11 protein-coding genes are annotated in these 13,471 nt (G+C 71.0%); 6 read left to right on the top strand and 5 right to left on the bottom strand.

What is annotated here, in order from left to right; translation table 11 throughout:
- Nucleotides 1-171: 171 nt before the first annotated feature.
- Nucleotides 172-468 (bottom strand): hypothetical protein, encoded by a 297-nt coding sequence (locus ACF09J_RS08830; protein WP_392304665.1) that lies wholly within the window; start codon nt 466-468, stop codon nt 172-174.
- 124 nt (nt 469-592) lie between these two features.
- On the opposite strand from ACF09J_RS08830, the gene ACF09J_RS08825 reads away from it, so the two are divergent.
- The 3 genes from ACF09J_RS08825 (at nt 593) to ACF09J_RS08815 (ending at nt 3,040) form a co-directional block, all read left to right on the top strand.
- On the top strand, nt 593-1,195 hold the full coding sequence (locus ACF09J_RS08825) for an ArsR/SmtB family transcription factor (RefSeq protein WP_392304664.1): 603 nt from the start codon (nt 593-595) through the stop codon (nt 1,193-1,195).
- A 521-nt stretch (nt 1,196-1,716) separates the two neighbouring features.
- Nucleotides 1,717-2,262, top strand: coding sequence for a hypothetical protein (locus tag ACF09J_RS08820; protein WP_392304663.1), 546 nt, complete (start codon nt 1,717-1,719; stop codon nt 2,260-2,262).
- A 157-nt stretch (nt 2,263-2,419) separates the two neighbouring features.
- Nucleotides 2,420-3,040, top strand: a complete 621-nt coding sequence (locus ACF09J_RS08815) for a class F sortase (RefSeq protein WP_392304662.1) — start codon at nt 2,420-2,422, stop codon at nt 3,038-3,040.
- A gap of 26 nt (nt 3,041-3,066) precedes the next feature.
- Here the strand turns inward: ACF09J_RS08815 and ACF09J_RS08810 are convergent, their stop codons facing one another.
- Entirely contained in the window at nt 3,067-3,849 is a 783-nt protein-coding gene (locus ACF09J_RS08810; protein ID WP_392304661.1) for a sulfite exporter TauE/SafE family protein, read from the bottom strand.
- 243 nt (nt 3,850-4,092) lie between these two features.
- Nucleotides 4,093-6,840, bottom strand: coding sequence for a pyruvate, phosphate dikinase (gene ppdK, locus ACF09J_RS08805; RefSeq protein WP_392304660.1), 2,748 nt, complete (start codon nt 6,838-6,840; stop codon nt 4,093-4,095).
- Between the two features lie 679 nt (nt 6,841-7,519).
- Here ppdK and ACF09J_RS08800 point away from each other — a divergent pair.
- Complete coding sequence (locus ACF09J_RS08800; protein ID WP_392304659.1) at nt 7,520-9,349, top strand: CDP-alcohol phosphatidyltransferase; 1,830 nt, start codon at nt 7,520-7,522, stop codon at nt 9,347-9,349.
- 57 nt (nt 9,350-9,406) lie between these two features.
- On the opposite strand, the gene dusB is transcribed toward ACF09J_RS08800, so the two are convergent.
- Entirely contained in the window at nt 9,407-10,549 is a 1,143-nt protein-coding gene (gene dusB / locus ACF09J_RS08795; RefSeq protein WP_392304658.1) for a tRNA dihydrouridine synthase DusB, read from the bottom strand.
- A 95-nt stretch (nt 10,550-10,644) separates the two neighbouring features.
- Between dusB and ACF09J_RS08790 the strand changes: the two genes are divergently transcribed.
- Complete coding sequence (locus tag ACF09J_RS08790) at nt 10,645-12,090, top strand: MFS transporter (RefSeq protein ID WP_392304657.1); 1,446 nt, start codon at nt 10,645-10,647, stop codon at nt 12,088-12,090.
- 330 nt (nt 12,091-12,420) lie between these two features.
- The gene (locus ACF09J_RS08785) at nt 12,421-12,846 is read left to right on the top strand and encodes a hypothetical protein (protein ID WP_392304656.1); all 426 of its coding nucleotides are present in this window, start codon (nt 12,421-12,423) and stop codon (nt 12,844-12,846) included.
- Here the strand turns inward: ACF09J_RS08785 and ACF09J_RS08780 are convergent.
- Entirely contained in the window at nt 12,827-13,456 is a 630-nt protein-coding gene (locus ACF09J_RS08780; RefSeq protein WP_392304655.1) for a TetR/AcrR family transcriptional regulator, read from the bottom strand. The two genes, ACF09J_RS08785 and ACF09J_RS08780, sit on opposite strands and share 20 nt — an antisense overlap.
- Between the last annotated feature and the right edge of the window lie 15 nt (nt 13,457-13,471).

The following is a 13,471-nucleotide window of genomic DNA, read 5'->3' as shown; positions in this document are numbered from 1 at the left end:
GTTCGGTCAGCCATGAGGGAAGCGCGGGCACAGGTCTCCCCAGTGATCACAGAGCGTCGCAACTCCATGATCACCGGGACCTGTGCCCGTTCTGTCGCCGGTATCCCGCCGACCGCGCTCGCCGTCCGGCGACGCGCCCACCGCCGCTGACGCGCGCCTCCGGGCCGCACATCAGCGGCGGCGGGCGGTCAGCAGCCAGGCCACGTCGATGGCGGCGATCGCGCCCCAGATCCAGCAGACGGCCGTGACCCCGGCCGGCGCCAGTGCCGTGGCGAGGGCGCCGAGGCCGATCGAGCCCAGGACCACTCCCGCGCTGCGCCGGGTGGCCAGTGCGGCGCGCAGCGGGCCCGGCTCGGCGAGGCGGTCCTCCAGGTACGCGTCGAAGGCCTCGGCGACCTGGTCGTCGATCTCGTCGCGCATCCGGGCGTCCAGTGCGTCCGGCCCGCTCTTGATCTTCTCTGTCTGCATCTTCGCCCCCGGGTGTTCGGCGGGCCCGCCGTGGACCGCCCTGCCCCAAACTAACGAGTGCAGAGCTTCTCTGCAAAGGTTCTCTGTGATTATTGCAGAGAACCTTTGCAGTAGGGTGAGCCCCATGGCTGAGCGTCCCGAGACAAGAGTTCTCACCGGCCCGGACCTCAAGGCGTTCTACAAGGCACTGTCCAACCCGGTGCGCCGCGACATCCTGAGCTACCTCGGCGAGCACGGTGAGGCGAACTCCACCAGCGTCGCCAAGGCCCTGGGCGAGAGCACCGGCACGACCAGCTACCACCTGCGCAAGCTCGCCGAACTCAAGCTGATCGCCGAGATCGAGGAGCGGTCCGGCGGCCGGGAGCGCTGGTGGAAATCGCTGATGACGGACATCTTCACGCCCCCGGGGCTGGAGATGACGGACGACGAGCGCGAGGCCGCGCTGAAGATCGGCGCGCTCAAGATGACGCAGGACCTGAACCTGGTCGTCAAGGCGTACGCCGGTTACGACACTTCGGCGGGCTGGAATCAGATCTACCGCTCCGGCCTGTGGATGACGAAGGAACAGACGGCGGCGTTCGCCGAGGAGTACCGGACCCTGCTGCACAAGTACATCCCGGAGCCGGGCGACCGGCCTCCAGGCTCCCGCCACATGGCCGTACGTCTGGTCATGCTGCCGGACGAGGGCTCCGGCCCCACCCTGCCGACGGAGCCGGACGAGAGCTAGGGCCTGTTGCGAAAGTCCCGTCGTCCGCCCGGAGGGCGGGCCTCGCGGCGTCAGGTGCGTGCTCTCGTCGTGCCGGGCCCTGGCCCTCGTACTGGATGTACTTGGGTCAGGGCCCGGTGCGGCGAGTGGGGGTCCCCCCTGCTCGAAGAGCTTGGGGGAGCGTGCATGGCGTCGCGGGGCAGGCGGGACTTTCGCAACAGGCCCTAGTGCCGCGGCAGAGGCAGACCCACGCGGCCTTCCCGGCCGTCGCACGCCGGTCATCCGTTCACCCCCGCGCCGCGCCCCCTTCCGGGTGGTCTTCGACGTGTCGTCAGCAGGTTGGGCTTGACCTGGCCAAACGCCGGCTCCTGGGGCCGGTCCGGGGCGGGTGACCGGCACCCGTTCACCGTATTTCTGACGTTCCTTCAGGGAGCGGGGGCGGGCGCGTGCCCTTTACCTCGGAAGAGCAAGGGCACGACCGATGCCGGCACATGCGGGTGCCGCGGTGCGTGCCGCCGTGGAGCGAGCCCGGAGGAGCACCGATGCGACGCAACGCCGCCGGTCCGCCGGCCAGGGCCGTGGCCGGGACCGTGCTCGCCGTGGCCGCCGTGGCCGCCGTGGGCGGTCTGGCCGCGCCCGTGTACGGCGCGGCCGGCGGCACTCTGGAGGTGTCCCCGTACTCGGTCGAGCCGGGCGGTCAGGTCACGGTGAACACCACGGGGTGCGGCAAGAAGGCCTCCGCCGCAGGCGACGCCAGCGCGGTCGGCGCGGGGCCCTTCACGCTGGCGCCCGGCTCGCGCGAGGGCGAGGCGGTCGGGCGGTTCCGGGTGCCGGAGAGCGCGCAGCCGGGTACGTACGAGATCGTCGCGCAGTGCGCCGACGGCGACCGGGAGGTCAGGGGCGACCTGATCGTCACGCTGATGGCCGCGCAGGGGCAGGTGGAGCCCCGAGGGAGTGTGAAGACGGGGGTCGGCGGCGGGCTGGGCCGCGACCCCGTGCGGACCGCGGCCGGTGTGGCGGCTCTCGCCGTCGCCGCCGCGGGCGGTACCTGGCTCCTGCATCGCCGGGCGAGAGGCGACGGGATCTGACGGGCACCCTCCGCTGTCCGTCCGCCAGTACCGCACGTCCCCTCCCCCTCCGGGTGCGACGCCCCTCGCGCCCCGGAGGGGGTGCGGGGCCCGGGTCCCGGAGGGGCCTGAAGGGGGCAGGAAGGAAGCCCGCGGGGCTCCGGGAAGGGTCGTCCCCATGCGCATAGGCAACACCGCGATAGCGACCGTCACCGTGGTCGCCTTCTGCTCCGGCGTGTGGCTGCTGCACAGCGGCGCCGAGACGCACGCCCCGCCCCAGCCCGGCGCGGATCAGGGCGTGTTCGACCCCGGTGGGGAAGCGCGCGCCGCCCCCGCGCTGCCGCCGTCCCGGCCCGTGCGCATCCGCATCCCCTCCATCCGGATCGACGCCCCGCTGACCGGCCTCGGTCTGACGAAGTCGGGCAGCCTCGACGTCCCTCCCGCCGGTGACAAGAACCTGGCCGGCTGGTACGAGGCGGGCACCACCCCGGGCGAGCGGGGCACCGCGATCGTCGCCGGCCACGTCGACAACGCCCAGGGACCCGCCGTCTTCTACAACCTCGGCGCCCTGAAGAAGGGCAGCACCGTCGAGGTGGACCGCCGCGACGGCGGGGTCGCCGTCTTCACCGTGGACGCCATAGAGGTCTACGAGGCCAAGGACTTCCCCGACGAGAAGGTCTACGGCACCGCCAAGCGCCCCGAACTGCGCGTCATCACCTGCGGCGGCGGCTACTCGAAGACCACGGGCTACCAGGGCAACGTGGTCGTCTTCGCCCACCTGACCGGCAGCCGCCGCTGACCCTGGCACGATCCGGAAGAGCGGCTCTACGCCACCCACTGCTGGTAGGCCATGTTCGCCACCAGGGCGAACACCACCGTCAGCAGTACGACGCGGACGAAGCCGCTGCCCTTCTTCAGTGCGGTGTGCGCGCCCAGGGCGCCACCCACCAGGTTGAACACGGCCAGCACCGCCGCCAGTTGCCACAGGATCACGCCCTGCCAGGCGAAGGTGGCCAGGGCCCCCGCGTTGGTGCAGCAGTTGACGATCTTGGCGGTGGCGGAGGCGGTCACCAGGTCCAGGTGGAGCACGGCGGTCAACGCCAGGACGAGGAAGGTGCCCGTGCCGGGGCCGATGAGGCCGTCGTAGAAGCCGATGCCGAGGCCCGCGAGGCCGATCGCCGCGAGGATCCGGCGGCGGGTGGCCGGACCGGGCGCCGGGGCCGTGCCGAACGAGGGGCGCAGGATCACGAAGGTGCCCACGCCGAGCAGCACCACCATGATCACCGGCTTGAGCACCTCGGTGCTCATCCCGGCCGCGAAGAACGCCCCGGCGGAGGACCCGGCGAGCGCGGCCAGCCCGATGCGGACGGCGGTGCGGACGTCCACGGGCGCCCGGCGGACGTAGGTCACGGCCGCGCCGGTCGTGCCGACGATGGCGACCGCCTTGTTGGTGCCGAGCGCGGCGGCGGCCGGGGTGCCGCCGGGCAGTCCGAGGAGCAGCGCGGGCAGCAGCAGGAGCCCGCCGCCGCCGACCACGGCGTCGATCCACCCGGCCGCGAAGGCGGCGAGGCACAGGAGGACGACCACGGTCAGCGATATGTCGGGCATGATCGCGACCCTAGGGACGCGATGTGTGTGCCGTCCACGTATCTGAGGCACTTCTGAGGTACGGCGCGGGGCGGGAGTTCGGGGGGCGTACCGGAGCCGCCGTCGATCGGCTTGGTCGGGGACCGACGGCGGCTCCGGGGCCTGGACGGGAGTGCGGCTGCGGTCGCCGCGCTCCCCGGTGCCGGAGTCCTCGTCGTCATCGGTGGTGAGGGTCGGGGACCACGACGAGGACTCCGGGACCTGTTACCGGTGGTCGCTGCCCTCCGCCTCGACGGAGGCCCGGCCGGCCTCCAGGCGTGCCACCGGGATGCGGAAGGGGGAGCAGGAGACGTAGTCCAGGCCCACCTCGTGGAAGAAGTGGACGGACTCGGGGTCGCCGCCGTGCTCGCCGCAGACGCCGAGCTTGAGGTCCGGGCGGGTGGCCCGGCCGGCCTGGACGGCGGACTTCACCAGGGAGCCGACGCCGTCCCGGTCGATCGTCTCGAACGGCGACACCCCGAAGATGCCCTTCTCCAGGTAGGCGGTGAAGAACGACGCCTCGACGTCGTCGCGGCTGAAGCCCCACACCGTCTGGGTCAGGTCGTTGGTGCCGAAGGAGAAGAACTCCGCGGCCTCGGCGATCTGGCCGGCGGTGAGCGCGGCGCGCGGCAGCTCGATCATCGTGCCGATCGCCAGCTTCAGCTTCGTACCGGTGGCCGCCTCGACCTCCGCGACGACCTTGTCGGCCTCCTCGCGGACGATCTCCAGCTCCTGCACGGTGCCCACCAGCGGGATCATGATCTCGGCGCGCGGGTCGCCCTTGGCGGCCCTGCGCTCGGCGGCGGCCTCGGCGATGGCGCGGACCTGCATGGTGAACAGGCCGGGGATGACCAGTCCGAGGCGTACGCCGCGCAGTCCGAGCATCGGGTTCTGCTCGTGCAGGCGGTGCACGGCCTGGAGCAGGCGCAGCTCGTTCTCGTGCGGTTCCTGCCGGGACTCGGCGAGGGCCACGCGCACCGACAGCTCGGTGATGTCGGGCAGGAACTCGTGCAGCGGCGGGTCGAGCAGGCGGACCGTGACCGGCAGGCCGTCCATGGCCTCGAACAGCTCCACGAAGTCCTGCTTCTGGAGCGGCAGGAGCTGCTTGAGGGACTCCTCGCGCTCGGCCTGGGTGTCCGCCAGGATCAGCCGCTCCACCAGCTCGCGACGGTCGCCGAGGAACATGTGCTCGGTGCGGCACAGGCCGATGCCCTGGGCGCCGAAGCGGCGGGCGCGCAGCGCGTCCTCGGCGTTGTCGGCGTTGGCGCGTACCCGCAGGCGGCGCTTGCGGTCGGCGAAGGCCATCATCCGGTGCACCGCCTCGACGAGTTCGTCCGCGTCGTCGGCGCCCGGGTGCATCCGGCCCTCGAAGTACTCGACGACCGGGGACGGGACGACCGGGACCTCGCCCAGGTACACCTTGCCCGTGGAGCCGTCGATGGAGATCACGTCGCCCTCCTCGACGACGTGCCCGCCGGGGACCGTCATCCGGCGGCGCTTGGTGTCGACCTCCAGGTCCTCCGCGCCGCAGACGCACGTCTTGCCCATGCCCCGGGCGACGACGGCCGCGTGGGAGGTCTTGCCGCCGCGGGAGGTCAGGATGCCCTCGGCCGCGATCATGCCGTCCAGGTCGTCGGGGTTGGTCTCCCGGCGGACCAGGATGACCTTCTCGCCCGAACGGGACCACTTGACGGCGGTGTACGAGTCGAAGACCGCCTTGCCGACCGCCGCGCCCGGGGAGGCGGCGATGCCGCGGGCGACCTGCTCGACCTTGGCCTCCTCGTCGAACCGCGGGAACATCAGCTGGGCGAGCTGGGCCCCGTTGACCCGCTTCAGGGCCTCGGCCTCGTCGATCAGGCCCTGGTCGACGAGCTGGGTGGCGATGCGGAACGCGGCGCCGGCGGTGCGCTTGCCGACGCGGGTCTGGAGCATCCAGAGCTGGCCGCGCTCGATGGTGAACTCGATGTCGCAGAGATCCTTGTAGTGGTTCTCCAGCGTCTCCATGATCTGCATCAGCCGGTCGTACGACGTCTTGTCGATCCGCTCCAGCTCCGCCAGCGGGACGGTGTTGCGGATGCCCGCGACCACGTCCTCGCCCTGCGCGTTCTGCAGGTAGTCGCCGTAGACGCCCTGCTGTCCCGAGGCGGGGTCGCGGGTGAAGGCGACGCCGGTGCCGGAGTCGGGGCCGAGGTTGCCGAACACCATCGAGCAGATGTTGACGGCCGTGCCGAGGTCGTGCGGGATGCGCTCCTGACGGCGGTAGAGCTTGGCGCGCTCGCCGTTCCAGGAGTCGAAGACCGCCGTGATGGCGAGGTCCATCTGCTCGCGCGGGTCCTGCGGGAAGTCCCGGCCGGCCTCCTTCTTGACGATCTTCTTGAAGGTGGTGACCAGCTTCTTCAGGTCGGCGGCCTCGAGCTCGGTGTCCACGGTGACCTTCTTGGTCTCCTTGGCCTTGTCGAGGGCGTCCTCGAAGAGGTCGCCGTCGACGCCGAGGACGGTCTTGCCGAACATCTGGATGAGGCGGCGGTAGGAGTCCCAGGCGAACCGGTCGTCGCCGGCCTGCTTGGCCAGGCCCTGTACGGACTTGTCGGACAGGCCGATGTTCAGGACGGTGTCCATCATGCCGGGCATGGAGAACTTCGCGCCGGAGCGGACGGAGACCAGCAGGGGGTCGTCGTGCTGGCCGAGCTTCTTGCCCATCTTCTGTTCGAGCGCGTCGAGGTGTGCGCTCACCTCGTCACGGAGTGCCGCGGGCTCCTCACCGCTGTCGAGGTAGACCTTGCAGGCCTCGGTGGTGATCGTGAAGCCGGGAGGGACCGGAAGGCCCAGGTTCGTCATCTCGGCCAGGTTCGCGCCCTTGCCGCCGAGGAGGTCCTTCAGGTCCTTGTTGCCCTCGGTGAAGTCGTAGACGAACTTCACGCCCTCAACACTGTTGCCGCGATCGGCTACCTGGAGATCTTTGTTTTCCGACACGGGTCTCGACTCCTCGAGGACGCGGTGGCTGCCCTGACGGCGAGGAACATACCCAGATCAAAGGCCGATGGGTACGTCCACTTGTGGGTCATGCGCCTGTAACCAGTCGTCCGCCAGCGGATTGAAAGTCAAGGCTTGGCAAGCCGTCGGGTGCGGATGTTTTCACTTCTTGAACGAATCAACGCTCGTAGACTCACCCCAATCGCTCATCTGAGCGGCTCCTGTCACGTCTGTTTTCGATCGATGAACGATCAAGGCGTGGCACTGAGTGCCACCCTTTGGAGAAGTGCAGCCGCTCAAGATCCGCTCATCTGAGCGCAACCCTTATCAAGGGTGGCGAGAATCACGCTGCCACAAGCGCTCGAATTTCACCATGCGGACGACTTCCGGCCCGCGGCCGGGCAGCCGTTTGCCGGGTGTTTGCCCGGCGCCCGTGAACACGGACGAGGGGCCGGCCGTACGGGAGTGCGGCGGGCCCCAGCGTGGCCCGCCTCCTCAGCGACGCCGCGCACGGAAGGACCTTCGGGTGCCTCAGCACACGGACACACGCCAGTCATCGGGCGCACCATCGGGCTCGGGCACACCATCGGACGGGACCCCCGGGGACGGCGAGTCCCCGGCCCCATCCGGGACCGACGAGGCGAAAGCCGCCGACAGCGAAGGCGCCGCCTCCGGGGGCGTGTCCGACCGGGCCACCGAGGCCACCTCCGAGGTCGCCGAGGTCGCTACCGAGGCCGCCGAGCCCGCCACCAAGACCGCCGAACCCGCCTCCGAACCCGCCGCCGAGTCCGACGAGGCCGCCGAGCCCGCCACGGTCACGGCGATACGCCCCTGGCACCTTCGCAAGCGCTGGCGCGGTTGGCAGGTGGCGCAGCCCGTGGCCGCGCGCAGGGTGTCCCACGGGGTCACGCTGCTCGCGCTCCTGCTCGTCGTCGTCGCGCTCCTGCTGCCGAACAAGGAGGCGCAGTTGCAGGTCGCGGCGTTCACCCGGCTGCCGGTGGAGGCGCTGATCCTGGGAGCCGTGCTGCTCGTGCTGCCGCGCCGGCCGCGGGTGGCCGTGGCCGTGCTCGGCGGGCTGGCGCTCGGCGTGCTGACCGTGCTCAACGTGACGGACATCGAGTTCAACCAGTACCTGGGCCGCAGCTTCGACGTGATCCTCGACTGGGAGCTGCTGGACGACGCGCAGTCGTACCTCGCGGACACCCTCGGCGGTACCACCGCGCTGCTCGCCGCCGCCGGGGTCGTCCTCCTCGTCCTGGCGGTGCTCGCCGTGATGGCCCTCGCGGTCGTGCGCCTCGGCGACTTCCTGGGCCGCGACAAGGCCCGCTCGACGCGCGGACTGCTGTTCGCCAGCGTGGTGTGGATGACGTGCCTGGCCCTGGACGTCCAGATCTCCGGTGTCCCTGTGGCCTCCCAGCACACGGTCGCCATGGTCAAGTACCACGACCAGGCACTGCGCTCCACGATCCGGGACGAGCGGGACTTCGCGAGGACGGCGGAGGCCGATCCGTTCGGCGCGACCCCGCCCGGCGAGCTCGTGCCGGACCTGCGCGGCAAGGACATGATCTTCACGTTCATCGAGAGCTACGGCCGCAGCGCGATCGAGGACCCGATCCCGGCGCCCGGCGTCACCAAGACCCTCGACGCCGGCACGCGGGCCCTGGCCGAGGCCGGCTTCCACGCCAGGACCGGCTGGCTGACGTCGGCGACGTACGGCGGCGGGAGCTGGCTCGGCCACTCCACGTTCATGTCGGGCCTGTGGGTCGACAACCAGAACCGCTACCGCACGGTGACCTCCGGCGACCACCTCACCCTGACCGAGGCGTTCAAGAAGACCGGGGCCTGGGACACAGTCGGGATCATGCCGGGCGTGCAGAAGGGCTGGCCGGAGTCGAAGTGGTACGGCCTGGACAAGGTCTACAACGCCTTCCGGATGGGCTACGAGGGCCCCAAGTTCAGCTGGTCGACCATGCCCGACCAGTACGTGCTGGAGGCCTTCCAGCGCCTGGAGCACGGCAAGAAGCGCGACAAGCCGCTGACCTCGTTCGTCATCCTGACCTCCAGCCACCAGCCCTGGGCGCCGGTGCCGGAGATGGTCGGCTGGGACCAGCTCGGTGACGGCTCGGTCTTCAAGGACATCGAGGCGGCCGGCACCAAGCCCGGGGACATCCTCACCAGCTCCGACCGCTCCAGCGAGGAGTACGGCAAGTCGGTCGAGTACTCGCTGACCGCCCTGACCCAGTGGCTGGAGCGCTACGGCAAGGACGACACCGTGCTCGTGGTCCTCGGCGACCACCAGCCCATCGCCCGGGTCAGCGGCGACCACGCCAGCCGTGACGTGCCCTGCTCGATCATCGCCAAGGACCCGAAGGTCCTGGACAAGATCGCCGACTGGGACTGGACGGAGGGCCTGCGCCCCGACCACGACGCCCCGGTGTGGAAGATGAGCGACTTCCGCGACCGCTTCCTGACGGCGTACGGCTCCACACCGCACCCGTCGAAGGGCTGACCGCCGGGCGGGCGCGGGCCGGGCTCGGACACCGGCCCGCCGCCCGCCGGGAGCGCCTCAGCCGCCCGAGGTGTCCAGTTCGGCGTCCTCGCCGACCCCCGCGCAGTCGTAGGGGTCCTTCAGCCAGCCGTCCGGCAGTACCACCCGGTTGTTGCCGGAGGTGCGGCCGCGGGGCCCGTCGGCGCCGGCGGGCCAGGGCTGGTCGAGGTCCAGCTCGTCGAGGCCGGCCCGCAGCTCCTCCAGCGAGGAGGTGACCGCCAGCCGCTTGCGCATCTCGGAGCCGACCGCGAAGCCCTTCAGGTACCAGGCGACGTGCTTGCGGAAGTCGATCACACCGCGCGACTCGTCGCCGATCCACTCGCCGAGCAGCGTGGCGTGCCGGACCATGACGTCCGCGACCTCGCGCAGGGTCGGGCCGGCCAGGTCATGGACCCGCCCCTCGAACGCCGCCACCAGGTCGGCGAACAGCCACGGCCGGCCCAGGCAGCCGCGGCCCACGACCACACCGTCGCAGCCGGTCTCCCGCACCATCCGCAGCGCGTCCTCGGCCGACCAGATGTCGCCGTTGCCGAGCACCGGGACCTCGGGCACGTGCTCCTTCAGGCGCGCGATGGCGTCCCAGTCCGCCGTGCCGCCGTAGTGCTGGGCGGCCGTGCGGCCGTGCAGCGCGATCGCCGTGACGCCCTCCTCGACCGCGATCCTTCCGGCGTCGAGGAAGGTGAGGTGGTCGTCGTCGATGCCCTTGCGCATCTTCATCGTGACCGGCAGGTCGCCGGCCCCGTTGACCGCCTCGCGCAGGATCGCCCGCAGCAGGTTGCGCTTGTAGGGGAGGGCCGAGCCGCCGCCCTTGCGGGTGACCTTGGGCACCGGGCAGCCGAAGTTGAGGTCGATGTGGTCGGCGAGGTCCTCCTCCGCGATCATGCGGACCGCCTTGCCGACCGTGGCCGGGTCGACGCCGTAGAGCTGGATCGAGCGCGGGCGCTCGCTCGCGTCGAACCTGATGAGCTGCATGGTCTTGTCGTTGCGCTCGACCAGCGCCCGGGTCGTGATCATCTCGCTGACGTACAGGCCCTTGCCCTGGCTGAACTCCCGGCACAGCGTGCGGAAGGGCGCGTTGGTGATACCGGCCATGGGGGCCAGCACCACGGGCGGCCGGACGGTATGCGGGCCGATCTGGAGGGGGGACTCGGACATGGGCATTCCCCCATTGTCGCGTATCGGCTGTCGCGTATCGGCACAGATCATGTAGCAGTCATTAGTTAACCGCACTATTGAAATCCCGTACCATGGAACGCATGCCCGAGCTCAGCCATCGACGACGGCTTCTCGTCCTCGCGATCTGCTGCATGAGCCTGCTGATCGTGAGCCTGGACAACACCGTTCTGAACGTCGCCCTGCCCTCGATGCAGCGCGAGCTGCAGGCGAGCACCTCCGGCCTGCAGTGGACCATCGACGCGTACACGCTGGTGCTCGCCTCCTTGCTGATGCTCTCCGGTTCCACGGCCGACCGGATCGGCCGCAAACGCGTCTTCATGGCGGGACTGGTCGTCTTCGGCATCGGCTCGCTGCTGTGTTCCCTCGCGCCCGACCTGGAACTGCTGGTCGTGTTCCGCATGCTGCAGGCGGTCGGCGGCTCGATGCTCAACCCGGTCGCCATGTCGATCATCACGAACACCTTCACCGACCCGCGTGAGCGCGCCCGCGCCATCGGGGCCTGGGGTGCGGTGGTCGGCATATCCATGGCCGCCGGCCCGCTCGTCGGCGGCCTGCTGGTGGAGTCGGTGGGCTGGCGCTCCATCTTCTGGGTCAATCTGCCGGTGGCCCTGGCCGCGCTGCTGCTCACCGCGCGTTTCGTCCCCGAGTCCCGCGCGCCGAGGGCCCGCAGGCCCGACCCGGTCGGGCAGGTCCTGGTCATCGCCCTGTTCGGCGCCCTGACGTACGCGATCATCGAGGCCCCGGCCTCCAGCCCGGCCACGATCCTGCCCTTCGCCGTCGTCGCGCTCGCGGCCCTGCTCGGCCTCCTGTGGTACGAGCCGCGGCGCACCGAACCCCTCATCGACCTGCGCTTCTTCCACTCGGCGCCGTTCAGCGGGGCCACCGTCATCGCGATCAGCGCGTTCGCGGCGCTCGGCGGCTTCCTGTTCCTGTCCACGCTCTACCTCCAGAACGTGCGCGGCCTCGACGCCCTGCACGCCGGCCTGTGGATGCTGCCAATGGCGGCACCCACCTTCCTGTGCGCGCCGCTGTCCGGGCGGCTGGTCGGCACCCGGGGGCCGCGGCTGCCCCTGCTGATCGCCGGAACGGCCATGACGGTGAGCGCGGTGCTCTTCGCCGCGTTCGAGGCGGAGACCTCCAATCTCACGCTCGTCATCGGGTACGTCCTGTTCGGCATCGGCTTCGGCTTCGTCAACGCGCCGATCACCAACACCGCCGTCTCCGGGATGCCGCGCGCCCAGGCCGGGGTCGCCGCCGCGGTCGCCTCCACCAGCCGCCAGCTCGGGCAGACCCTCGGGGTCGCGGTGGTCGGCGCGCTGCTGGCCGCCGGGGTCGGCTCCTCGTCCTACCGGGACGCGTTCGTCCCGGCCGCCCGGTACGGATGGTGGGTGCTGGTGGCGTGCGGCGCCGCGGTGCTGGCACTGGGCGCGGTCACCAGCGGCCGGTGGGCCAGGGGGACCGCCGTGCGCACGGCCGAGCGGCTCCAGGCGCACGAGGTGCGGGAGGCGGCCGGCATCGGCGCCTGAGCGCCCGAACGCCCGAGAATCCCGGGCCGCTCGCAACAGCGTCGGGCGGCCGTGCCGGGGAGTCCGGGACCGCTCGCGGATCGCGTACGAGTGATTTCAGTGCGTGAGCACCGGTTCGGAGCGGGGCGCCGCCGGGGCACTTGGTAAGAAAGAAGTAAGCGTGATCATGGTCGCTGAGCTGCGACTTCTCATCAAAGTGCCGCTCGCTCACAGCCCCGGGTCACTCCTCCCGAGTCGCCGCGCGGACGATCCGCGGCAAATCTGGTGGGAGCGCGATGAGCCCTTCGGGTCATGCGCCACGCAGGGGGGAACCACCAACGGGAGACCACCATGCATCTCACACTCCGCAGCCGCTGTGTCCGTGGAGTCGCCGTGGGCGCTCTGTCCGCCGCGCTGGTGTCGGCCGGTTCCGCCGCGGCCTTCGCCGCGCCCCGTCCGAGCCCGATGCCCACCCGGACGCACGAGGCCATGCCGACCAGGGCGGCCGAGTCGATCACGGTCAGGGCCAGCCACCGCTCGATCAGGTCCGGGGAGAGCGTCACGCTCACCGGTCGCACCGCGCACATGGCGGCCGGCACCCGGCTGACCGTCCAGCACCTGAGCAACGGCAAGTGGACCACGCTGCGCGCGACCACCCTGGTCAAGAAGGGCGACACCTACACCGTGTCCACGAAGCTGGCGGTCAAGGGCAAGCAGCAACTGCGGGTCGTGCACGGCAACACGCACTCCGCGACGGTCACCGTGGACGTGACCTGACCCCGGAGGTGACAGGGTGCTGACGGGTTCGTAGTCCGCCCAGCACCAGTTCGAGCACCGCCTCGAACTCCTCCTCGATCGCCGGCCGCTTCCACTCCCGGGCATGACCCGGGTCGTGGAAGCGGCCGGTGGCATGAAACAGGGCCCGGGCCGCGACGGCCGGGTCGGCGGCCGTGAAGACGCCGGCCGTGACGCCGTCCCGGACGATCCGGGTGAGCTGGCCGGTCAGGTCGTCGATGTGCTCGCCGACCGCCGCGCCGTTCTCCCCGGTGAGCACCGAGTACGTGGCGAACAGTTCGGGGTCGTCGCCCGCCTTGCGGCGCTTGGCCTCGAACAGGCCCCGCAGCCAGTCGCGCAGCCGGGCCTCCGGGTCCCGCTGCTCGGCGGCGATTCCGGCGAGGGCGTCGGAGGTGCGGTCCAGCCACCGCTTGGTCACCGCCTCGCGCAGCGCGGCCTTCGTACGGAAGTGCCGGTAGACGCTGCCGTGGCTGACACCGAGCGCGCGGGCCACGTCCACCACGGTGGCCTTGGCCGGCCCATGGCGGCGCAGCACCTCCTCGGTCGCCTCGAGGATGCGCTCGGCGGTCAGGGTCTCGGTGGTGGGTGGCATGCCCTAGACCGTACC

Source organism: Streptomyces sp. NPDC014889 (genome assembly GCF_043081205.1).
GTDB lineage: Bacteria > Actinomycetota > Actinomycetes > Streptomycetales > Streptomycetaceae > Streptomyces.
Note: the sequence above shows the minus strand (reverse complement) of the source record. Positions and strands in the feature narration are given on the sequence as shown.

Bases quoted from the DNA above. Each gene is read 5' to 3' on its own strand.
- ACF09J_RS08815 (WP_392304662.1), top strand. From the start codon at position 2,420: ATGCGCATAGGCAACACCGCGATAGCGACCGTCACCGTGGTCGCCTTC.
- ACF09J_RS08830 (WP_392304665.1), bottom strand. From the start codon at position 468: ATGCAGACAGAGAAGATCAAGAGCGGGCCGGACGCACTGGACGCCCGG.
- ACF09J_RS08790 (WP_392304657.1), top strand. From the start codon at position 10,645: ATGCCCGAGCTCAGCCATCGACGACGGCTTCTCGTCCTCGCGATCTGC.
- ACF09J_RS08820 (WP_392304663.1), top strand. From the start codon at position 1,717: ATGCGACGCAACGCCGCCGGTCCGCCGGCCAGGGCCGTGGCCGGGACC.
- ACF09J_RS08810 (WP_392304661.1), bottom strand. From the start codon at position 3,849: ATGCCCGACATATCGCTGACCGTGGTCGTCCTCCTGTGCCTCGCCGCC.
- ACF09J_RS08785 (WP_392304656.1), top strand. From the start codon at position 12,421: ATGCATCTCACACTCCGCAGCCGCTGTGTCCGTGGAGTCGCCGTGGGC.
- ACF09J_RS08825 (WP_392304664.1), top strand. From the start codon at position 593: ATGGCTGAGCGTCCCGAGACAAGAGTTCTCACCGGCCCGGACCTCAAG.
- dusB (WP_392304658.1), bottom strand. From the start codon at position 10,549: ATGCCCATGTCCGAGTCCCCCCTCCAGATCGGCCCGCATACCGTCCGG.
- ACF09J_RS08780 (WP_392304655.1), bottom strand. From the start codon at position 13,456: ATGCCACCCACCACCGAGACCCTGACCGCCGAGCGCATCCTCGAGGCG.